Annotated in this window: 7 protein-coding genes; 3 read left to right on the top strand and 4 right to left on the bottom strand. The window is 50.5% G+C overall.

The window, feature by feature from the left end:
• Nucleotides 1–26: 26 nt before the first annotated feature.
• Together P6910_RS04365 and P6910_RS04360 are read left to right on the top strand one after the other, a co-directional pair.
• Entirely contained in the window at nt 27–7,484 is a 7,458-nt protein-coding gene (locus tag P6910_RS04365; protein WP_317145064.1) for an AAA family ATPase, read from the top strand.
• Between the two features lie 150 nt (nt 7,485–7,634).
• Complete coding sequence (locus tag P6910_RS04360; RefSeq protein WP_317145063.1) at nt 7,635–15,215, top strand: AAA family ATPase; 7,581 nt, start codon at nt 7,635–7,637, stop codon at nt 15,213–15,215.
• Here P6910_RS04360 and P6910_RS04355 read toward each other — a convergent pair.
• Genes P6910_RS04355 through P6910_RS04340 form a run of 4 tightly spaced genes read right to left on the bottom strand, consistent with a single transcriptional unit; the run spans nt 15,201 to nt 16,926 of the window.
• The gene (locus P6910_RS04355; RefSeq protein ID WP_317145062.1) at nt 15,201–15,359 is read right to left on the bottom strand and encodes a hypothetical protein; all 159 of its coding nucleotides are present in this window, start codon (nt 15,357–15,359) and stop codon (nt 15,201–15,203) included. The genes P6910_RS04360 and P6910_RS04355 overlap by 15 nt on opposite strands.
• Nucleotides 15,360–15,381: 22 nt before the next feature.
• Complete coding sequence (locus P6910_RS04350; protein ID WP_317145061.1) at nt 15,382–15,663, bottom strand: hypothetical protein; 282 nt, start codon at nt 15,661–15,663, stop codon at nt 15,382–15,384.
• The gene (locus tag P6910_RS04345) at nt 15,627–16,400 is read right to left on the bottom strand and encodes a hypothetical protein (RefSeq protein WP_317145060.1); all 774 of its coding nucleotides are present in this window, start codon (nt 16,398–16,400) and stop codon (nt 15,627–15,629) included. The genes P6910_RS04350 and P6910_RS04345 overlap by 37 nt, the downstream gene beginning before the upstream one ends.
• Nucleotides 16,375–16,926, bottom strand: coding sequence for a hypothetical protein (locus P6910_RS04340; RefSeq protein WP_317145059.1), 552 nt, complete (start codon nt 16,924–16,926; stop codon nt 16,375–16,377). Before P6910_RS04340 ends, P6910_RS04345 begins: the two co-directional genes overlap by 26 nt.
• 383 nt (nt 16,927–17,309) lie before the next feature.
• Here P6910_RS04340 and P6910_RS04335 point away from each other — a divergent pair, with 383 nt between their 5' ends.
• On the top strand, nt 17,310–24,758 hold the full coding sequence (locus P6910_RS04335; RefSeq protein WP_317145058.1) for an AAA family ATPase: 7,449 nt from the start codon (nt 17,310–17,312) through the stop codon (nt 24,756–24,758).
• Nucleotides 24,759–24,785 lie beyond the last annotated feature (27 nt).

Raw genomic sequence — 24,785 nt, 5'->3', positions numbered from 1 at the left:
TTCAGATGGTAGCAGGGAGATTAACTATGGATGGTCAGATTGGTGGAGAAATTAACAAACCCGTTCCGGCTGGTAGCTTGCCTGATAGTAGCTTGCCAGCCAAGAGGTCAGGGCAGGATTTAGATTTACCATCAAACGTCAAAGCTGTCTGCTCTGGTCTCAATTACCAACTGAATCTATCGTCATCTCGGATTATGACACCTGACAGGGCGAGAACCGTATCCTCAACGGATTCCCCGCGCCAAAAAAAACCTCATGCCTTCGATTTCCGTTTTGTCGCCAGTGATGATGAGGTTCGACAGCTTTTGGCTGACCAGACTCGCGATAAAAATCGCGATGTCACCCTTATTTCCCACCCCGATGACCTCGCACAGGCTAATCTGGTGAGCCGGTTGAGCATTTCCGAAGAGGGTCGCCACAGTCTGCGTTCAGGTAAGCTATTTGAAGGTTCAAAGCCACTCACTCTGGTGGTGGATATTCGAAAACTCAGCAGCGAGGACCTGCCGAAATTCAACGACCTGCTGGACCCCGATAACCCTTGTTTGTACGACAAAGTCAGTCAGAAAAAACGACCTCTGGGCGAGCATGTTTCTCTGCTGGTTCTGGCAGCCCCTGCACAACTGGCAGCGGTAGGCCAGTGTGAGGACGCCCCCGGCGCTGATTTCTGGCGGCGAATTAACCGACCGGGCAATAGCTGGCAGTTCGAGGCCCACACTAACAATGACCCATCGATGGACATTGACGGGGCTCCTCCGGTATTGCCTGAATTCCCCGGTGCCGAAAATGCCATGGACGACGACACTATTCTGGTTATTGACTGCCACTTGCACAACAACTGGCGACAGTTACTACTGGGTGCTCCCGGTGTCGATCAACAGGGGCGAATCCAGCACATCCCTGGCAGGCTTGAACAATTGAAATCCGGACAACGGGTGATACTGAAAGGCGCCGACTGGCAGGATCTGACCTTTGAACAGACCATTCGACAGATGCTGGCGCAACAGTGCTTTGAGAGCAATGGGGAAGTCTGTCCGTTACCCGACGAAGTTCAGTTTTATCAGATGCCGGTGGGGAAGGACGAGCTTCATACGCTGTTCCAAAGCCAGTCTAAAGAGCACGCCGCAGAAAACCCGATCATCATTAACCAGCGGAATATAACAGAATGGCTGAGCCCCATTGCCATTACGCCCGAAGGCTATGCAATCCCTAACACCTGCCTGTTGGAACAGATCAGGGCGGGGGGTGTCGTCACCGTAACGTCGCCACTCACTGAAGCCCTCTGGTTTCGTTTGCTGGGTTCATTGCAAACCCTTCGCGAGACCACCGGTCTGAAGCCCCGACTTCAGGTGGCTCATTCAAGACGGCAGCCGAAAGCCCTGGGATTGGCAGAAAACGATGGGCGTTTTCTGTCCAACCCACATAAAAAAGTCACAGGTCACGCCACCTTTAATACCTTCACTTATCAGCAACCTGCCCAGGCCAGTCATTGGATTAATCATCAGCCACAAGCCCCTCTGGTCATCCAGGTCAATGAACAGACTGGCTTCAGCCAGCTATTTGATAATATCCATATTACCTCGGAACAAAAGGCGCATTTCGGACGACGTCAGAGTCAGTTGCAAGAGACATTGATCGCTGGCAAACCGGTGGTATTTCGGGGGCTGGAAACTAATCCAGGCCTTCAGCAGCTTCTGGAACCCCTGGCCGTCGGGCAACCGCTGTTGGTCAATGGCCAGTTACAGGCCTTCCCACAGGCTCATGTCACAATGCTCTGGCCTGAGTCTGTGAAAACCCCATCTTCAGTATTCACTTCGATGGTCGCCGCGGGTAAGCCGTGCCCTGTAATCAATCTCTGGGATATCAATGCCCACAGACATGAAATCCCTCGGACTGAACTACCAGAACGAGCACTTAATGAACTTTACGAGGCATTTAAAACCGTACCTGACGACCTTTGTAACCCTCTGCCTGAAATCACCGAAGCTTTGTTGAATAACCTGATACTGGCTGCCCGGCGGGCACAAAAGCTGGACAAGTCCCCACAAATTCTGCCCTGCCACTGGCGCAAGGCCATTGATAGCGTCATCACTCATGGCACCCGTCAGCATCAGCCGGTGCGGGATTTTATGAAAGTGGCTTGTTGGCACTTGTTACCGGATAAAACACCGGATGCTCACAGGAAGCCGGATCAAGCCGCCTCGGTAGACCTGGATCACTTGAATGGCATCCTCAATAGTGTCCCGCGGTTGGATAGAACGGTTGTAGAACACAACTTGTGGGCACTGGCCCGAGCCTTTGACCCGGCAGTATTTAATGGAGAATTACAACTGTCCTATGGAAGCCCATTTCCAGTCTGGGGTAAAAAAGACGTCCTCAACAGGCTCTGTGCCATAATCGTGGCCCATGCACCTGAAGAACAACGAGCTGCTATAGCGTACCAGTTGAAAGTTGATCCGGCGGCAGCAGAGCCCTGGCAATCCTTAGCCATCAGGCCAGCAAGACAGATTAAACGTTTGCAGGATGCACTGGCTTCTGGCTGGCAGCTGCCTTTGTCATCAGGGCAGACCCGGTCCGATGCCATCCGCGGCCTCGCCACCGATTGTTTTCACATGACCAGAACAGCAAATTCTGAGGCAGAACGGATCGAAGGCATAGAACATCGACTGTCTGAATCACTGAAATGGGCGGGTTCCGCTGATGAGCCCCTGTCAGGACTGGCCCGGGATCTTTATCACGGTGAGATGAATCAAAAGGATCGTGAAAGCCGTCGATTATCCCGGCTCCATGACCGGCTTAGCGACTCTCCCGTTATCTTTCTGCAGGGAGAAACCGGCACCGGGAAAAGTTACTTTTCTGCCAAAATAGCCAAGGCTTCAGGACAAGCTTCAGTCATTTCCATCGGGCCTTCTGACAGCGAACAGACCCTGATGAAACGCTGGCAGTGGCAACAACACGCCGATGGCGACCGCTCTATGGCGCAGCAAGACCGGGCATTGATGGAATGGGCCAAGACCGAACCCGACAAAGACAGTGGCCATGTTGGCGGAAACTACGTCACTCTGGTGCTGGATGAGGCTAACCTGGCCCAGGCCGGACTGCTGGCGTCACTGAACGGCTTATGGGAACCGAAACCCTGCATCTATGTGAATGGTCATCCTGTCAAGGTCAGCGAAAAACACCGGGTCATTCTCACCGGCAATCCCGATCATTACTCCGGACGCCAAATGGACCCGGCCCTGAAAGAGAAATTGCCCGGGGCTTACTACCCTCGGTTAGACCGGGCGTTCCTTCGCGACAGAGTGGTGGAACCGGCTCTGGCCAATCAGTTACGAGGGCCTCTTTCAGGGCAACCAATAAACGACATTGTACAAAGTGCTACCGAGAGTGTGATGACACTCTGGCAATACTATCCGGAACTGTTGCCAGACCATGAGTTTACCCCCAGAGATTTAACGGATATCTGCAGCTGGGTGGGCTGGTATCTGGATCGTGCGCTGCCCAAAGGTGACAGTGTTAGCCCACAGCAAATAAACAGTTTGGTCCAGCAAAGTTTTCGGGATGTACTGAGTCCCGAAATCACCGAGACTTATCAGGATGCCCAGCTGGCACTGGAAATCTGGTTTGCTGCCCGTTACCACCCGGACAATACCCTGAGCAATAAAGTTTATAACCACACCCTGCAGGATATGCAGCAGACCTTCAGTACAGTCAGCAAAAAAATCCGACCAGACTTTGATACCTCCGGATCGGCAGTCCGTCAACTGGTGCAGTGGCTTGGGCAGGATTTAAGCCGCAGTCAGCAGGCTTATCATCACGACAGAAAACACGGCGGTCGTCAGGCAACGCTGATTGAAGGCCCGGCTGGACGGGGTAAAGATGCCACGCTGAACCTGGTGATTGAAAGCGTCAGAAAGCAGGTTGAGCAACGGCATGAATCCATGCCGGAAGTTTTTCTCCTGAATGCCTGTGATTGTTCCTGGGACAAAGTGTGTGAAACGATCCAGAAGGCAAAAGTCGATGGCGGCATCGTAGTCATTTCGGAAATGAATCTGATCGACAGCCAGCATCTGGAAGGTGAGTTAAACGATATTCTGGCCGGTGACGCCCATCCGGGTTTCCACCTGTTCGCCACCATCAACCCACCTGAATACAGCGGGCGAAAACCCTTATCACCGGCGCTGAAAGGACGTTTCAGACATTTGCCGATCCGGCAGTATAGCCCAACCGAATTGCAAACCATTGCCGAAAAAGTCTTGCCACAGACCACGGAAGGGAAATTTGCGGCTGAAAAGCTGACTCAGCTACATTGTCGATTGAGGGCTGAACTGAAACGGAAAAACCTGCCGTTACAGCCCACCAGCCTTGATTTACAGAATGTCGCAAAAGCTGTTACCAGAGGGCGCGATTTTACCGAAGACAGCCTTCATCAATGCCTCAATCAGCACTACCGGCTTTATCTGATGGCCGCCAACCTGTCGCTGGAGGAACTGCCCGGGTTATCAACGCTTGCCATGGGTGAAGAAGCGCTGGCTCCTGATCTGTGCCATTGGTTAAACGAAACGGTACCGAATATAGGTCGCCCGTGGTTGATACGACTCAGTCATCGCAACAGCACGGATGAAAAAAACCATGAAATTTGTATTAACACTCAATTAAGCGAAGAGGCAGTCAAAACAGAAATCATCATGAGGGTGGCCCAGGCCCGGTGGCAGGCATCCGGTCTTTCCCTGAAGCCAGACAAGTCGGACGATATGCTCACCCAGTCACTATACCGACGCTGGCAGCAATGCTGGTTTGCTCGTGAGTTTCACAAGACGGGCGTGGAGGCTAACCTGGTATTTTACCTTCCGCAAGCACAGGAACAAATGCTGAAATTATCGGCTTACGAGCCTTATCTGAGGGAAGCTGATCGGCAAATAGCGGCATGGAACGCCAATGCAGTTCAATGTTGGCCTGCGTTCTGGCACCAGTTGAAGGGTCTGCTGGACCATATTGACGAAGCCTCAGCTGTTGGCGCTGATAACAAAGCCGGACAATACAATCCGGAAGTCAGCGAGAAAGCGACAGAGGCATTAGACCGCAACACTGACGAAGATCGTCAGGAGGTACAACACCATTACGATTATATAGTTTTTAATACCAGGAATGTTCCTTGCCACATGTATCGCTATTGGGCCAAAGACATTCATGTGACCGTCAAGGGTGATGTCAAACGAATCGATCTTAGTGATAACCGCACGCTGGGGGTCGAAATACTCAGGCCGGTCCTGCTAAAGAAGAACCAGCCAGTGACAGTAGCCAGGGGTCAGACGATGGGGGTCCTCGACTTAAAACCGGGCAACAGTCATCATGCATTGCCCAGCATGACGCCAGACGACTATATTGTGGCACTGCGTCTGGAGCCCGATTTACCCTTTGCCCTGGTCAGGGACAAATATACCGGGCTTCACACACTCTCTATTCCTGAGGCCGAAGCCAAACAGAGTATTGAAGTGGCTTATGTCGTAGAACCCAGGAAACCGGAACCCCGGCCAAAAGAATTAACATGGTTTGACACCCATTGTTCAGAAGGTATGAAAGCAGTACTGAACGAAGTGTTTAATAACATTGGCAAACAACCAGCCGAAATACGCTTTCCTTTGTGGAAAATACAATACTCTGAAAACACCAGCCAACGAATTGAGGCGATCACGGAGTATTGCCGACAGTTTTCCGGCCAGACCCGACCAGAGCCCGGTAAAAATTTCTTTGAATTCCTCGTAACACAGCGGCAAGGTGGCTGTCGTTTTCGTAGTGCTGTTTTTGTGGCTTTTTGTCGTTATTTTGGGATTCCATCCCGGCAAATCAGAAGCCTTTTACACAGCTTTGTTGAATATTGCCCGGATGGAGACCAGACCTGGAAATCAGTGGATTTGGGTGGATCATATCTTCCGTTCACAGTAATTGCCCCTGACTTCCAAGGGAATGACTGTCAGCCCACCTTGGAAGAAAGCGGTTCCAAGACTGAAAACAGTGAGATCAGGGGGCTCCTGAAGGATCTTTTTAAAGGGGCTGATTCAGCACAACAACAAGCTCTTGCTAAAGCCTGTGGTATAAGCCTTGAGGAGTTGAACAAAGCCCTTGAGACAAACAGTGCATTGCCAGAAGCCAATATAAGTCTTTTTGATGCAGTACAGAAACTTTGGCAGGAAAAAGATTTGCCCGGTTTTTCCATGGGCGTGTCAACGTTAAAGGCGTCGGGGACAAGAGCCCTGAGAAATTGTGAGAAACGCTTGGTCGGGGTTGTCTATGACCATGATTGGAATGCCTGTAAACCGATGTCGGAAGCAGTAAGGGCAATATTGTCCAGCGGTCATGCCGATCAGGCCATTGAACAACTCAGGTTATTGCACTCAAAAATGATTGTTCAGGGCGGAGCATGCCCTCTTGATTGGTTGGGTTCTATGGTGGAAATACTCGAGAACAGTGACTTAGCCAACCCTTCGGTTATTCACTTTGTCCACGAAGCCCTGAAATTGGGTTGGCTGGATCCTCTGCCGACCTATGAGAGCCATATTATGAAGGCCGATCATCATTATAGGCTATTGGTGCGTCTGGCAGGTATCGACAAACTCAGGGCTGAAGCCACCCATCAGCTGAAAAAGTGGTATCAAACACTCTTGTCCAGGGAAAAAAATAGCCAGGTATGGCAGGTGTCTTACAGAGACCTTCAGGGGAGAAAAAGTGATGCCATGTTCGTCACTCATTGTCATGATGGGGTTTCGTCATCCCTTGAAAAAAATATGGTCAATCCATCTGTAAAGATCGACTGGGTGTACGACCCTGAGGGCGTTCCGAATATAGAACGAATGCTGGTGCATCAGCCGGCGTTTGTGAAGTTAAACTCGGGCAATGCGGGCCATCGTCCGGTGATTATCCTGGGGCAACCTTCCTGGGACAGCGGGGTGTTTAATGAAAAGGTTGAAGCCCTGTTGCAACGAAAAATTGAGAACAGCCCGGAATTGAAGCCGTTGTTGGAAGACATCAAACACTATGAGAGAAGACGTTTTGCTATCACAGGCAGTCAAAAACCCATTCTGAAGTGCCTTGCGCTGTCATGGGATGACGAACACTTTTTGGGTACTTTAAAAAACCAATGCAGGCAGGCGATTCAGCAGGCGTTCAGTCACTACCTTTATGAAGTAACGCACTTAAAAGGCAGTCGTTTAACTTATTGTTGGGCTGAAGCTGCCATCGGAAACTCCATGAAGACAGACTACTACGGCGCTCATGATCCATCTTCACCAGAAGAGCTGTATGCCATGATGTGTAAAATTGATAGCTCTTTCTGTTTTCAGCAGCCAGTGAAGGATGCCCGCCTGTTGCAGCAGGCACACAATGCCAGCAACGCCCTGGTGCTCAAATCCGACGAGCTGACAACCATCGCCGAAGAGTTTTTGAACAGTGTGAATCTGAATTCGCTTTGTGACTCATTGGATACCTGATAACCGTTTGATTCTGAAGAGTTTTTCGAGACCGTTGACTCCCCACAATGGCAACGAGCCAGTATCAAAATGAAACTTTTGTACGATTTGAAGGTCAAATAATCAAACGGTTTTAATGCAATCCTTCAGATGGTTGTAGGGAGATTGACTATGGATGGTCAGATTGGTGGAGAAATTAACAAACCCGTTCCGGCTGGTAGTTTGCCTGATGATGGCTTGCCAGCCAAGAAGTCAGGGCAGGATTCAGATTTACCATTAAACGTCAAAGCTGTCTGCTCTGGTCTCAATTACCAACTGAATCTATCGTCATCTCGGATTATGACATCTGACAGGGCGAGAACCGTATCCTCAACGGATTCCCCGCGCCAAAAAAAACCTCATGCCTTCGATTTCCGTTTTGTCGCCATTGATGATGAGGTTCGACAGCTTTTGGCTGACCAGACCCGCGATAAAAATCGCGATGTCACGCTTATTTCCCACCCCGATGACCTCGCACAGGCCAATCTGGTGAGCCGTCTGAGCATTGCCGGCAATGGTCGTCACACTTTGCGCTCAGGCAAGCTCTTTGAAGGTTCACAGCCATTGACCCTGGTGATAGATATCCGAAAACTCAGCAGTGAGGATCTGCCAAAATTTAACGATTTGCTGGACCCGGATCACCCCTGTCTATACGACAAGGTCAGCCAGAAGAAACGCCCTCTGGGGGAGCATGTTTCTCTGCTGGTTCTGGCAGCCCCTGAACAATTGACATCGGTTGGCCAGTGTGACGACGCGCCCGCGGCCGGCGCACCGGGGGCCGATGCACCGGGCGCTGATTTCTGGCGGCGAATTAACCGACCGGGCAATAGCTGGCAGTTCGAGGCTGAAACTGGCAATGACCCATCGATGGACATTGACGGGGCTCCCCCGCTATTGCCTGAATTTCCCAGTGCCGAAAATGCCATGGACGACAACACTATTCTGGTTATTGACTGCCACTTGCACGCCAACTGGCGACAGTTGCTGCTGGGTGGTCCCGGTGTTGATCAACAGGGGCGAATCCAGCACATCCCTGGCAGGCTTGAACGATTGACATCCGGACAACGGGTGATACTGAAAGGCGCTGACTGGCAGGATCTGACCTTTGAACAGACCATTCGTCAGATGCTGGCGCAACAGTGCTTTGAGAGCAACGGGGAAGTCTGTCCATTACCCGACAATGTTCAGTTTTATCAGATGCCAGTGGGGAAGGACGAGCTTCATACGCTGTTCCAAAGCCAGTCTAAAGAGCACGCCGCAGAAAACCCGATCATCATTAACCAGGGGAATATCACAGAATGGCTGAGCCCTATTGCCATTACGCCTGAAGGCTATGCAATCCCTAACACCTGCCTGTTGGAACAGGTCAGGGCAGGAGGTGTCGTCACCGTAACGTCTCCACTCACTGAGGCACTCTGGTTTCGTTTGCTGGGTTCATTGCAAACCCTTCGCGAGACCACCGGCCTGGAGGCCCGACTTCAGGTGGCTCATTCAAAACAGCAGCCGAAAGCCCTGGGATTGGCAGAAGACGATGGGCGCTTTCTGTCCAGCCCACACAGTAAAGTCACAGGTCACGCCACCTTTCATACCACCACTTATCAGCAACATGTCCAGGCCAGTCATTGGATTAATCATCAGCCACAAACCCCTCTGGTCATTCAGGTTAATGAACAGACTGGCTTTACTCAGCTCTTTGATAATATCCATATCGCCTCGGAACAAAAAGCGCATTTCAGACGATCTCAGAGTGAGTTGCAGGAGGCATTAACCGCTGGCAAACCGGTGGTATTCAGAGGACTGGAAAGTAATCCAACGCTTCAGCAGCTTCTGGAACCCCTGGTTATTGGGCAACCTTTGTTGGTGAATGGCCAGTTGCAGGCCTACCCACAAGCCCATGTCACAATACTCTGGCCTGAGTCTGTGAAAAGCGCCTCTTCAGTATTTAATTCGATGGTTACCAAGGGTAGCCGGTGTCCCAAGATTGATCTCTGGGATATCAATGCCCTCAAGCATGGTCTCTCCCGGGCAGAGCTGCCAGAACAAACACTTCACTCACTTTACGAAGCCTTTAAAACCGTACCTGGCGGCCTTTGTAATGCTCTGCCTGAAATAACCGAAGGATTGCTGAATAATCTGATACTGGCTGCCCGGAGGGCACAACAATCTGACCACTCCTCTCAGCTCCTGCCATGCCACTGGCGCAAGGCCATCAATAGCGTCATCACCCATGGCACCCGACAACATCCGTCCGTCCGTGATTTTATGAAAGTAGCCTGTTTGCAGTTACTGCCGGATGAAGATCAAGCCGCCTCGGTAGACCCGGATCAGTTAGCTGCCATTATCAATAGCGACCCGCGACTGGATAGAAACTTTGTCAAGCGAAACCTGTGGCAATTGGCCCGAGCCTTTAACCCGGCGGTATTTATAGGTACCGAATTACAACTGTCCTATGAAAGTCCATTTCCAGAGTGGGGTAAAAAAGAAGTTATGGACAGGCTCTGTGCCATGATCCTGGCCCACGCGCCTGAAAATCAACGAGATGCCATAGCCTATCAGTTGGCAGTCGATCCGGCGGCAACAAAGCCTTGGCAATCCTTAGTCATCGAGCCAACAAGACAGATTAAACGTTTGCAAGATGCACTGGCTTGCAGCTGGCACTTACCTTTGCACTCAGGGCAGACCCGATCCGATGCCATTCACGGCCTGGCCACCGATTGTTTTTACATGGCCAGAACAGCGAGTTCTGAGGCAGAAGGCATTGAACGTATAGAACATCGGCTGTCTGAATCACTAAAATGGACGGGTTCCGCCGATGAGCCCCTGTCTGCACTGGCCCGGGATCTTTATCATGGCGTGATCAATCAGAAGGATCGTGAAAGCCGTCGATTATCCCGACTCCATGACCGGCTGACAGACTCTCCCGTTATATTCCTTGAGGGGGAAACCGGCACCGGGAAAAGCTACTTTTCCGCCAAAATGGCAAAGGCTTCAGGACAGGCTGCGGTCATTTCCCTTGGTCCTTCTGACAGCGAACAGACCCTGATGAAACGCTGGCAGTGGCAACAACACGCCGATGGCGACCGCTCTATGGCACAACAAAACCGGGCATTGATGGAATGGGCCAATACCAAACCCGACAAAGACGGAGGCAATGTTGGAGCAAACTATATCACCCTGGTGCTGGATGAGGCGAATCTGGCCGAGGCCGGATTGCTGGCATCATTGAACGGCTTGTGGGAACCGGAACCCTGCATTTATGTGAATGGTCATCCTGTCAAGGTCAGCGAAAAACACCGGGTGATTCTCACCGGCAACCCGGATCATTATGCCGGGCGCCAAATGGACCCGGCCCTGAAAGAGAAACTGCCAAAGGCTTACTACCCACGCCTGGACCAGGCTTTCCTTCGGGACAGAGTAGTGGAACCAGCGCTACTCAGTCATTTACAACGGCATCAAATAAACGACAGTGCATACAGTGTCACCAAGAGTGTGATGACACTGTGGCAATTTTACCAGGAGCTGTTGCCCGAGCATGAGTTTACCCCCAGGGATTTAACCGATATCTGCAGCTGGGTGGGCTGGTATCTGGATCGTGCGTTATCCAGAGGAGACAGTGCCAGCTGTAAGCAAGTGAGCAGTCTGATCCAGCAAAGTTTCCGGGATGTGTTGGGTCCCGAAATCAGCGAGACTCATCAGGATGCTCTTTCAGCACTGGAAATCTGGTTTGCTGCCCGTTACGAACTGGACAACACCCTGCGCGATAAAGTTCATAACCACACCCTGCCAGATATTCAGCGGGACTTCGAAGCATTCACCAAAGAATTCCAACCTGAGTTTGATACCTCCGGATCGGCAGTCATTGAGCTGGTGCAACATCTGGGACAGGATTTAAGCCGCTGTCAGCAGGCTTATCATCACGACAGAAAACACGGCGGTCGTCAGGCAACACTGATTGAAGGCCCGGCCGGACGGGGTAAAGATGCCACGTTGAACCTGTTGATTGAAAGTGTCAGACAGCAGGCTATACAACGGGGAGAATCCATGCCAGAAGTTTTTCTCCTGAATGCCTGTGATTGTTCCTGGGACAAAGTGTGTGAAAAGATCCAGAAAGCAAAAATCGATGGCGGCATCGTTGTTATTTCGGAAATGAATCTGATCGACAGCCAGCATCTGGAAGGTGAGTTAAACGACATTTTGGCCGGTGACGCCCATCCGGGCTTCCACCTGTTTGCCACCATCAACCCGCCTGAGTACAGCGGGCGAAAACCCTTATCACCGGCAATGAAAGGGCGTTTTCGACATTTGCCGATCCGGCAGTATAGCCCGAGCGAATTGCAGGCCATTGCCGGGAAAGTCTTGCCAGAGAACGAGCAGGGAAAAATCGTGGCTAAACGGTTGACTGAAAAGCATTGTCGTTTAAGGGCCTGCCTGCAAGGCAAAGACCTGCCATTGCAGCCCACTAGTCGCGATTTACAGAATATCGCGATGGCTGTCAAAAGAGGAGGCGATTTTAGCGAAAAAGCACTTCATCAATGCCTCAATCAGCACTACCGGCTTTACCTGATGGCCGCCAACCTGTCCCTGGAGGAACTGCCGCAGTCATCGACTCTTGCCATGGGTAAAGGAGCGCTTGCTTCTGAACTGAGCCATTGGCTCTATCAAAAGGTACCGAACATTGATCGTCCGTGGTTGATACGACTCAGTGATCGCAACAGTATTGATGAAAAAGGCCACGAAATTCTTGTTGAGGCTCGTCTGGATAAAAAGCAAGCCAGAACTGAAATCATCAAGAGGGTGGCTCAGGCCAGGTGGCAGGCATCCGGTTTTTCAGTGGCGCCGGATCAGTATAACGATATCCTCACCCGGGCACTGTATCGATACTGGCAGCATCGCTGGTTTCATCGTGAGTTTGGTCTGACGGGCGAGGACGCCAATAGCTTATTTCCCCTGACCAAAGAAGAGAAACAAACGCTGAAAATACCGAGCTCCCAGCCTTTTCTCCGGGAGGCTGATAAGCTGATTGGTGCATGGAAAGCCCATGCAGTTCAATGGTGGCCTGCCTTTTGGCATCAGATAAGTCACCTGCCGAACCATTGGCTTGGCGATTACATGGATGAAAAGTTAGCGGCTGGCACTGGTAATACTCCTGATAAACACCGTCTAAACGCTCACTCGAAACAAGGTAAGGCACTGGACCGGAGAACAAACTATGAGTGCCTGAAAGTGCCACTGTTATACGATTTACCCGTTTTTAAAACGCAGAGACCCACTTCCCGTATGTACCGTTGGGAGGCAAGGGATATTTGTGTGACTGCCAAGGGCGATATCATACTGACCAATCTTAATGATCCACGTATTCAAGGCTTCGTAACCCTCATGCCGGCGCGGTTACCAGGGCCTGACCAGGAAGTGATATTAACCAGCAACCAAACCCTGGCGTCTTTTAAATGGACATCGAAGAAAGGTCAATTTGTGTTACCCAGCCTGACGCCTGAGGACCATATCGTGGCCCTGCGTATAGAACCAGATTTGCCATTTAAACTGCTCAGGCATCGGTATACCGGGCTTCACACACTGATTATTCCAGAAGCCAACACCGAACAGACTATTCAATTTACTTATGTCGTAGAGCCCAAAAAACCGGACGACAGTGTTTCGGCTGAAAAAGCCCTGCCGGAACAATCAGTACGTTTTGACACCCACTGTTCAGAAGGTATTAAAACCGTACTGGACGAACTGTTTTCGCCCGTAAAAGAGCACCCAGCCAAACTACCGATGTGTTTGCAGACAATAAAAAACGCCAGACAAATCCAGCAACAAATTAAGGCGATCACGGAGTATTGCCGACAGTTTTCGGGTAAGACTGAACCGAAGCCGGAAGAAAATTTCTTTAGATTCCTCGTCACACAGCAGCAGGGTAGCTGCCGTCATCGCGCGCCTGTTTTTGTTGCTTTTTGTCGTTATTTCGGGATTCCCAGTCGGCAAATTCATAGTCTTAGCCACCACTTTGCCGAGTATTCCCTGGATAGGGGCCAAACCTGGGAATCGGTGGATTTGGGCGGAGGGGCCGGACAGGTAAGAGAAATCAAATCTGAATTCCAGCCCACCAGACAGCTCAGTAGTTTCTGCACTGAGACACAGAGGTTTAAGGATCTTCTGAAAGGGGCTGATTCAGCACAACAGGAAGCTCTGGCACAAGCCATTGATAAGAATCTTGAGGAACAGAACGAAGCCCTTGAAACAGGCAGTGTCTTTGCAAACTCAATTATGATTACCTCCGAAATGGTCAGGGAACTTTGGAAGAGAAAAGATTTGACCGGATTTTCCACGGGCGTCTCAATTTTACTGGATAAAAAAGCATTGAACTTTTATGAGCAAGCATTGGTTGGTGCTGTGACTAAAAAAGACAGTGCGATGAAGTATAAACCCATGGTGGAGGCAGTAGAAAAAATATTGTCCGACAGTGATGGAGAGCAGGTCACTGAACAACTCAAGTTACTCCATTCAAAAGTGATTGTTCAGGCCGAACAGAGGCCTCAGCAGTGGTTGAGTTCCATGGTGGATATACTGAACGGCAGTGACTTAACCAGGCCTTCGGTTATTCAATTTGCCCTTGTAGCCCTGGAATCAGGTTGGCTGGACCCACTGCCGGAATACGACCAGGATATTAACGGGGTCCTTGAACAGCATGAGCTATTGTTACGTCTGGAAGGCGTTGATGAATTAAAAGTTAAAGCCACCCGTCGCCTGAAAAATTTATACAAGCAGTTGTTTTCCAGAGAAAAAAATAGTCAGGTATGGCAGCTGGCCTATAAAGGCTTCCAAACAGAAAACGATGCCTGCTTGGTGACCCATTGTCATGGTGGCTTTTCGCCATCCCTGGAAGAGCTCATTGTCCGTAAAGCTTTACAAGACGCCTGGACGGACAAACCTGAGGGCATTCCGAATATAGAGCGTTTGCTGGTACACCATCCCGCGTTTGTGCGATTAAACTCTGGCAGGACGCTCCACCGTCCAGTGATTATCCTGGGACAACCTTGCTGGGACAGCGAGGCAATGATTGAAAAAACCAAAGCTCTGTTTCAACGAAAAGTTGAGAGCAGCCCGGAATTGAAGCAGTCATTGGAAAAAGTCAAACAGTACAGGAAGAAGAATAAAGAATACCTCGAAGCTCTGGAAGACCTGGATAATTGGTACCGTGATCATTCAAGCCATGAACAATCAATGCTTCCTGATCAGCAATGCCAGACTCGAAAAGAACAATATGAGAAACGAGAAATTGATATCAAAAGTCATTACAAAACCCTTCTGGATTCCATTAGGCCACAACTCCGGGAAGAACAGGTTTTAGATTATCTAAAAATCAAATGCGAGCAAGCGATTAGGCAGGCCTTCAGTCATTACCTGTATGGTTTGACGCACTCGAAAGGCGGTTCCTTAACTTATTGTTGGGCCGAAGCCAGTACCAATGACTACAGACATAGAACAAAATGCTATGGCACTCATGATCCATCCTCACCGGAAGAGCTGTATGCCATGATGCATTTAATCAGCTCTGAGAAATTTCCGTCATCTGCCAGGGATGCCTATTTAAAGCAGGCACTCAACATCAGTAACGCTCTGGTACTAAAGTCCGATGATCTGACCAAAATTAACGAAGAGTTTTTGAACAACGTGAATTTGAATTCGATTTATGAGTCACTGGATACCTGATAACCGTTTGGTCATGATCAGTTTTTCGAGATCGGTGACTTCCGGAGAGGATGTCGCCATTCTGGATCGGGTATTTTCCAGGTAGGGTTTTCCTGGTCTTTCCTGATTCAATCCATTGCTCTGTGGGTTCCAGCGTGGGGACACATACCTTATCTCAGGTGGAGAGTCAGTTTGTCAGGGGAGGTATGCATTCCCACGCAGAGCGAGGGTGTCGCAAAACTCCAACAGCTCGTTCCCATGCTCTGAGGTCGTCATTCCCGCGAAGGCGGGAATCCAGCGCCAACGGTGGATCTCTGCCTTCTCGGGGATGACAAGGCCAGGGGAGCACCGGGCAGTAGGGTTCTGGTGGTGAGTCAGTGTGGATTCCCGCCTTCGCGGGAATGACGAGAATGAAGCTGGGAATGACGGGAGTCAACTCGTTCCCACGCTGGAGAGAGTTTTGCGACACCCGCCTTCGAGGCTGTCGCAAAAATCCAACAGCTCGTTCCCATGCTCTGAGGTCGTCATTCCCGCGAAGGCGGGAATCCAGCGCCAACGGTGGATCTCTGCCTTCTCGGGGATGACAAGGCCAGGGGAGCACCGGGCAGTAGGGTTCTGGTGGTGAGTCAGTGTGGATTCCCGCCTTCGAGGCTGTCGCAAAAATCCAACAGCTCGTTCCCACGCTCTGAGGTCGTCATTCCCGCGAAGGCGGGAATCCAGCGCCAACGGTGGATCTCTGCCTTCTCGGGGATGACAAGGCCAGGGGAGCACCGGGCAGTATGGTTCTGGTGGTGAGTCAGTGTGGATTCCCGCCTTCGCGGGAATGACGAGAATGAAGCTGGGAATGACGGGAGTCAACTCGTTCCCACGCTGGAGAGAGTTTTGCGACACCCGCCTTCGAGGCTGTCGCAAAACTCCAACAGCTCGTTCCCATGCTCTGAGGTCGTCATTCCCGCGAAGGCGGGAATCCAGCGCCAACGGTGGATCTCTGCCTTCTCGGGGATGACAAGGCCAGGGGAGCACCGGGCAGTATGGTTCTGGTGGTGAGTCAGTGTGGATTCCCGCCTTCGCGGGAATGACGAGAATGAAGTCGGGAATGACGGGAGTCAACTCGTTCCCACGTTGGAGAGAGTTTTGCAACACCCTCAGAGCGTGGGAACGAGTTGAAGGGCAATTTGCTTCACTGGCTGGCGAGGTTGTTGACAAGCTGCACCAACAAATCCTGGGCAATGTTAAGTTGCATTTTGATTGATCCGAACTCTTCATCCATTTTATCGAGTCGACTCTCGACTTTATCGAATCGACTATCCGTTGCATCGAATCGACTATCCATTTTATCGAGCCGACTATCCGTTGCATCGAATCGACTATCCATTTTATCGAGCCGACTATCCATTGCATCGAATCGACTATCCATTTTATCGAGCCGACTATCCATTGCATCGAATCGACTATCCATTTTATCGAGTCGACTATCCATTGCATCGAATCGACTATCCATTTTATCGAGTCGACTATCCATTGCATCGAATCGACTATCCATTTTATCGAGCCGACTATCCATTGCATCGAATCGACTATCCATTTTATCGAGTCGACTATCTATTGCATCGAATCGACTATCCATTTTATCGAGTCGACTATCCATTGCATCGAATCGACTATCCATTTTATCGAGTCGACTATCTATTGCATCGAATCGACTATCCATTTTATCGAGTCGACTATCCATTGCATCGAATCGTTGACTCTGTTTTTTCTGCTCCTTCAGCACTAAATCCAATTTATCATCAATGCGCGTAAGCATTCTGTCGAAAAGTACCTGATGTTCTTCGAGTGCCGCGACTCTTGCCTCAAGGCTCATACTGCCTGTCCTGTGTGGTTTTTTGTTTGAGGTCTCAGCATAGCAGAGAAAAACGAGTTAACAGCGGTGACCTCCATAGAAGATGTCGCCGCTCTGAATCAGGTATTTCCCAGGTAAGATTTTCTTGGTCTTTCCAGATTGATGCCAATACCCTGCGGCTAACTAAACCAATGGAACTTTCCTCCCGTCTGAAGGTCTCATAATCAAACCATTTCAATGCAGTCCTTCAAACAACAGGAGCAAGATTTACTGTGGATGGTCAGATTAGCTGGAAAAATAAAAAACCCATACCTGATTGCAGCGTGCCAGACAAGAGAGCAAAACTGAATGCACCGTCAAACATTGCAGAAGCCTGCTCAAATGTAATCCCCAAACTCAATAGATCATCAGCTCCGGGGATGTCACCTCACCAGACGAGAAGCGTATCCTCAGCGGATTCCTCGCTCCAAAAGTCCACTCATGTCTTCGATTTTCGTTTCGTCGCCAGTGATAATGAAGTTCGAGAGCTTTTAGTTGCCCTGACCGGCGATAAACATCAGGATGTTACCCTTATTTCCCACCCCGATGACCTCTCACAGGCTAACCTGGTGAGCCGGTTGAGCATTTCCGACGATGGCCGCCGCACTCTGGATTCTGGCAAGCTGTTCGAAAGTCTGCAGCCATTGACTCTGGTGATGGATATCCGAAAACTCAGCAGCGAGGATTTGCCAAAATTTAACGATCTGCTGGACCCGGATACCCCCTGTCTGTACGACAAAGTCAGTCAGAAAAAACGCCCTCTGGGCAAGCATGTTTCTCTATTGGTCGTGGCAGACCCTGAACAGTTGGCATCGGTTGGCCAGCGTGACGATGCACCCGGTGCTGATTTCTGGCGGCGAATTAATCGACCGGAAAATAGCTGGCAGTGCCAGGATCAGACTGGTAATGACCCATCGATGGACATCGACGAGATGCCTCCGTTATTGGATGAACTCCCCCCTGCCGAAAGCGCCATGGACGACGACACTACACTTCTTATTGACTGCCACTTGCATAACGACTGGCGACAGTTGTTGCTGGGTGGCCCCGGAGTGGATCAGCAGGGACGAATCCAGCATCTCCCCGGCAGGCTTGAGTCATTGAGGGCCGGACAAAGGGTGATTCTGAAAGGGGCCAACTGGCAGGCTCTGGCCTTCGAGCAGACGATTCGACAGATGCTCGTGCAACAATGCTTTGAGAGCAACGGGAAGGTCTGTCAGTTACCGGACGAGGTTCAGTTTTATCGGATGCCGGTGGGGAAGGACGAGCTGCATTCACTGTTTCAGAGCCTGTCTCAGGAGCACGCACCAGACAACCCGGTCATCATAAACCAGAGTAATATCACAGAATGGCTGAACCCGTTTGCCATTGCTCCGGAAGGCTACGCAGTCCCTAATACCTGTCTGCTGGAACAGGTTCGAGCAGGTGGTACGGTTACTGTCACGTCTCCCCTCACTGAGGCGCTCTGGTTTCGTTTGCTGGGTTCATTGCAGACTATTCGCGAGACAACGGGCCTGGAGCCGCGAGTTCAGCTGGCGCATTCAAGACAGCAACCGAAAGCCCTGGGGCTGGCAGAAACCGATGAGCTCCCTCTGTACAATGTCAGAGATCACCTTGCCTTTAATACCGTTACTTATCAGCAACATGCCCAGGCCAGTCATTGGATCGGTCATCATTCGAAAGCATCTCTGGTTATTCAGGTCAATGAACAGACCGGCTTCAGCCAACTGTTTGATAATATCCATATCACCTCGGAACAAAAGGCCCTTTTTGGACGACGTCAGAGTGAGTTACAGGAGGCATTGACCGCTGGCAGGCCAGTGGTATTCCGGGGGCTGGAAAGTAATCCAACCCTTCAGCAGCTTCTGGAACCCCTGGTGGTTGGCCAACCTTTATTGTTGAATGGCCAATTAGAAGCCTACCCACACGCTCATGTCACAATACTCTGGCCTGAGTCTGTGATAAGCCCCTCTTCAGTATTTCGTTCGATGGTGGCCGCAGGTAGCCCGTGCCCGGAGGTCGATCTCTGGGGTCTCAATGGAGACAAGCATGGTATCCCACGGGCTGAACTGCCAGAACAGGCACTTAACGAACTTTACGAAGCCTTTAAAACTGTACCTGACCACCTTTGTAGCCCTCTGCCTGAACTGACCGAAGGGTTGTTGAATAACCTGATGCTGGCTGCCCGGCGAGCACAGCAGGTTGACCATTCTCCACAGCTTCTGCCCCGCCACTGGCGCAAGGCCATTAATAGCCTCATCAGCCATGGCACCCGGCAGACCCCGTCAGTGCGTGATTTTATGAAAGTGGCTTGTTGGCAGTTGTTCCCGGATAAGACGCCAGATGCTCATAAAAAGCCGGATGAGGATCAACCTGCCTCGGTAGATCCGGATCAGTTAAATGAGATCATCAATAGTGCCCCGGGCTTAGACAGAGAGTTTGTGCAGCAGAACCTGTGGTCACTGGCCAGAGCCTTTGACCCGGCTGTATTTAATGAAAAGTTACAACTGTCCTATGAAAATCCATTTCCATGGCGGGATGAAAAAGAAGCTCTCGACAGGCTCTGTGCCCTGATCGTGGACCATATCCCTGAAAAAAATCGACAGGCAATGGCCTGTCAGTTGGCAGTCGATCCGCAGGCAGAAGAACACTATCAAACCTTAGCCTTAAGGCCATCAAGACAGATCAAACGTCTACAGGATGCACTGGCCTCTGGCTGGCAGTTATCTCTACCCTCAGGGCGGACCCGATCCGATGTCATTAAATCTCTGGCGACTGATTGTTTTCAGATGACCAGAATCGCGAACTCCGAAACAGAAGGCATTGAACGTATAAAACATCGACTGTCTGGATCACTGGCATGGCAAGGCTCGACTGATGAGCCCTGGTCAGCCCTGGCCCGGGATCTTTATCACGGTGAGATGAGTCAGAAGGATCGTGAAAGCCGTCGTTTATCCCGACTCCATGACCGGCTTAAAGACGCTCCTGTTATATTCCTGCAGGGGGAAACCGGCACCGGGAAAAGTTACTTTTCAGCGAAAATGGCAAAAGCTTCAGGATCGGCTGCAGTGCTGTCCCTTGGACCTTCTGACAGCGAACAGACTCTTATGAAATGCTGGCAGTGGCAGAATCACGCTGATGGCGACCGCTCTATGGCAGAGCAAAACCGGGCGCTGATGGAATGGGCCAGGACCTCACACCCCAAAGACGGAGGCTATATTGAAGGAAAATATATCACCCTGGTTCTGGATGAAGCCAACCTGGCCAAAGCCGGATTGCTGGCGTCCCTGAACGGCTTATGGGAACCGGAACCCTGCATTTATGTGAATGGTCATCCTGTCCCGGTCAGCACAGAACACCGGGTGATTCTCACCGGTAACCCCATTCATTACGGCGGACGCCAGTTGGATTCTGCCCTGAAAGAGAAACTGCCCAGGGCTTACTATCCTCGTCTGGACCAGGCTTTTCTCCGGGACAGAGTGGTGGAGCCGGCTCTGCTCAATCATTTACAACGGCATCTGCCGGAGTCTCAGCAAATAAACGACATAGCACGCATTGCCACCGAGGGCGTAATGGTACTGTGGCAGTATTATCAGGAACTGTTGCCAGAACATGAGTTTACCCCCAGGGATCTGACGGATATCTGCAGCTGGGTGGGTTGGTATCTTGATCGTTCGTTATCCCCTGGTGACAGGGTTAACTGCAAGCAAGTGCAAGGGTTAATCCAACAAAGTTTTCGGGATGTGCTGGGGTCCGAAATCACCGAAACTCATCGGGATGCCCTGTCAGCACTGGAAATCTGGTTTGCTGCCCGTTACCAACCGGAGAACACCCTGAGCGACAGAGTTCGCAACAAGACCCTGTCAGATATTCAGCAGACTTTCAGTACAGTCACCCAAAAAATCCGACCCGAGTTTGACACCTCCGGATCAGCAGTCAGTGAACTGGTGCAACAACTTGGACAGGATTTAAGCCGCTGTCAGCAGGCTTATCACCTCGACAGGAAACACGGCGGACGACAGGCGACGCTGATCGAAGGTCCAGCCGGACGGGGTAAGGATGCCACGCTAAACCTGGTGATTGAAAGTGTCAGAGAGGAGGCTAGACGACGGGGAGAATCCATGCCGGAAGTCTTTTACCTGAACGCCTGTGATTGTTCCTGGGACAGAGTGTGTGAAGCGATCCAGAAGGCAAAAGTGGAAGGCGGTATCGTGGTGATTTCGGAAATGAATCTGATCGACAGCCAGCATCTGGAAGGTGAATTGAACGATATTCTGGCCGGTGACGCCCATCCGGGTTTCCACCTCTTTGCCACCATCAACCCCCCTGAGTACAGCGGGCGAAAACCCTTATCACCGGCGCTGAAAGGGCGTTTTAGACATTTGCCGATCCGGCAGTATAACCAGACCGAATTGCAGACCATTGTCGGAAAAGTGTTGCCAGAGTCCTTAGAAGGGACATTCGCCGCTAAAAAACTAACAGAAAAACATTGTCTTTTAAGGGCTCACCTGCAACGCAAAAAACTGCCGTTACAGCCAACCAGTCGTGATTTACAGAACGTCGCCAGGGCTGTTATCAGAGCAAGGGATTTTACCGACAACGGACTGAATCAATGCTTCCAACGGCACTACCGGCTTTACCTGATGGCAGCCGGGCTGTCGCTGGAGGAACTGCCCGGGTCATCGGCTATTGCCATGAGTAACGAAGCACTTGATACCAGACTTTGCGAATGGGTATCAGGCATTGATCGCCCCTGGTTGATACGACACAGTGATTGCAACAGTATGGATGAAAAACGCCATGAAATTCGTATTAAAACTGATCTGAATAGAGAGGAAGCCAGAACGGAAATCATCAGGATGCTGGCACGTACCCGCTGGCAGGCATCGGGTCTTTCAGTGAAACCGGATGAGTCCGACGATATTCTCACCCAGACACTTTACCGACACTGGCAGCGACGCTGGTTTGATCGTGAGTATGGCCAGTTGGGCGTGGACGCTGATAGCGTATTTCCCCTGACGGATGCACAGAAACAAACACTGAAAACGTCAACCAACCAGCCTTATCTCGAGGCGGCTGACCAGCAGATAAGGACGTGGAAAGCCAGTGAAGTTCAATTTTGGCCTGGGTTCTGGCATCAGATCAGTGATCTGCTGAACCATTGTGCGCACGATTATACTCGCCAGGATAGAGTGATCGACAGTGACAAGGCTCCTGAGGAATGCACTTCAGAAGTTCGCAGGAAACAGGCCAATGCCCTGGACCGGGGCACGGACTATCAGCGCCAGAAGAAGAGAGTATTCGACAATTATAAAATTTTTGACACGAACTACCCTTTCACTATGTATCGCTTGCGCGCGAAGGATATTAATGTATCTGCCAAGGGTGAGGTCGAGCTGACCGATATGGGTGATCAACACCTGCAGGGGATCGAAATCCTTATACCCGAACAGTTACCGGGGCGTAACCAGGAGCTGACGTTAGCCAAAAACCAGACACTGGCAAACTACAAAGCGTCATCAGGCAATGGCCAATATGCATTGCCCAGTCTGACGCCTGAAGACTGTATCGTGGCCCTGCGTATAGAACCCGTTTTGCCATATACCCTGCTCAGGGATCGATATACCGGGCTGCACACACTGTCTGTTCCCGAAGCCAAAGCCGGTCAGATTATTCAATTTACTTATGTCGTGGAACCCAGAGAGCCGAGCAAAAAAACACTGGCTAAAAAATTCCAGCCAGCACAATCAATACGTTTTGACGCCCGCTGCTCCAAAGGTATAGAAGCAGTATTGAACAAACTGTTTGCTGAGGTTAAACAACAACTGCCTGAAATAAAGGTGCCTTTGCAGGCAATAATGAACGCAAAAAACACGACGCAACGCATCAGTGCGATCAGGGACTATTGCCTGAAGTTTTCCGGAGCTGCTGAACCAGCAAGGCACGATGTCAATTTCTTTCACTTCCTCGTAACACGGCGACAAGGCAGTTGTCGTCATCGGACGCCTGTTTTTATTGCTTTTTGTCGTTATTTTGGGATTCCATGTCGGGAAATAATCAACCGTGTCCACGCCTTTGCAGAGTATTCTGTCGATAGAGGCCAAACCTGGAAGTCAGTGGATTTGGGCGGGGCGCCTGCTGAGCTAAGAAAAATCCCATCTGACTTCCAGCGCACCAATAAAGTCAGCAGAGAGTCAAAGAAGGCGAGGGATCTCCTGCTGGGCCTTCTGATGGGTGCTGATTCAGCACAACAACAGACTCTCGCTAAAACCTACGGTATGAGCCTTGAGGAACTGAACAAGGTCATTGAGACAGGCGGTACATTACCAGGAAAAAACCTGGGTATCTGTAAAACGGTATTGAAGCTTTGGAAAGGAAAAGATTTAACCGGTTTCTCCATGGGTGTCTCAATGATAGAGTCCCTGGAGACAGAGGCATTGGGCTCTTTCGAGCAGCAACTGGTCGGTAAGTTTATTTCTTGCGACTGGAGTTTCTGGCCGATGTCGGCGGTTGTCATAAACATATTATCTGACGGTGATGAAGTCCGGGTCATCGAACAACTCCAATCATTGCACTCAAAAATGATTGTTGAGGCTAAAGCACGCCCCCTCGAGTGGCTGGGTTCGATGGTGAATATACTTGAGCACAGTGACCTGGCCAACCCCTCGATTATTCGCTTTGCCCTTAAAGTTCTGGAATTGGGTTGGCTGAACCCACTGCCAAGGTATAGCGACGAGATTATTATGCCCCTTCAACATCATGAGCTGTTGATGCGTCTGAAAGGCATCGAAGAACTGAAGGTTGAAGCTGCGAATTGCCTGAAAAAGTGGTACCAGACAGTACTGAAAAGGGGGAAAAAAAGCCAGAGCTGGCGGTCGATTTATGAATACTTTCTGGCGAGAAAAGGCAATGACATGCTCGTCAGTCATTGTCACGAAGGGGCTTCGCCAACCCTTAATGATAAAATTACCAACCCATCTTTAGATACCGCCTGGACGGATGACCCTGAGGGTGTTCCGAATATAGAACGAATGCTGGTGAACCAGCCCGCATTTGTGCAGTTGCACTCGGTCAGGGCCAGACACCGTCCGCTGATTATCCTGGGCCACCCTTTCTGGAGCAGCACATTAATTGATAAAAAAGCCCGGGACCTGTTGCAACTGAAAGCTAAGAAAAACCCCGATTTAAAGCTGTTATTGGAAAAAGTCAAACAAGATGATGTGGTCTCAAACCGAGGCTACATGATTGGTATTTACAACCGCTACAGACCCATTCCTGAGTCTGGTGACGTGTTACACAAGGACGCAGAGTTTGCCAGTGATTTAGAAAACAAATGCAAACAGGCGATTCTTCAGGCCTTTTGTCACTACCTGTATGAATTGACACACTCGAAGGGTGGTCGTTTAACCTATTGTTGGGGCGATGCTCCTGTCCGGTTTGAAAGCAATCGGGACTACTATGGCGCTCATGACCCATCTTCCCCGGAAGAGCTGTATGCCATGTTCTCTGAAATTGATCGATCCGAATGGTTTGAGAAATCGGTTGATGACACCTACCTGCGACAGACACTGGGCGACAATAACGCCCTGGTGCTCAGATCTGCGGAGCTGATAAAAATTACCGAAGAGTTTTTGAACAGTGTGAATTTGAATTCGCTTTGTGAGTCACTGAATACTTGTTAACCGTTTGGTGACACTCCCCGCCTTGTC

This window comes from Endozoicomonas sp. 8E (genome assembly GCF_032883915.1).
Taxonomy (GTDB): Bacteria; Pseudomonadota; Gammaproteobacteria; order Pseudomonadales; family Endozoicomonadaceae; genus Endozoicomonas_A.
The sequence above is the reverse complement of the archived record's forward strand: the minus strand, read 5'-3'. Positions and strand labels throughout refer to the sequence as shown.

Coding starts and splice junctions, on each gene's coding strand:
- P6910_RS04365 (WP_317145064.1), top strand. CDS start 27: ATGGATGGTCAGATTGGTGGAGAAATTAACAAACCCGTTCCGGCTGGT.
- P6910_RS04360 (WP_317145063.1), top strand. CDS start 7,635: ATGGATGGTCAGATTGGTGGAGAAATTAACAAACCCGTTCCGGCTGGT.
- P6910_RS04340 (WP_317145059.1), bottom strand. CDS start 16,926: ATGGATAGTCGACTCGATAAAATGGATAGTCGATTCGATGCAATAGAT.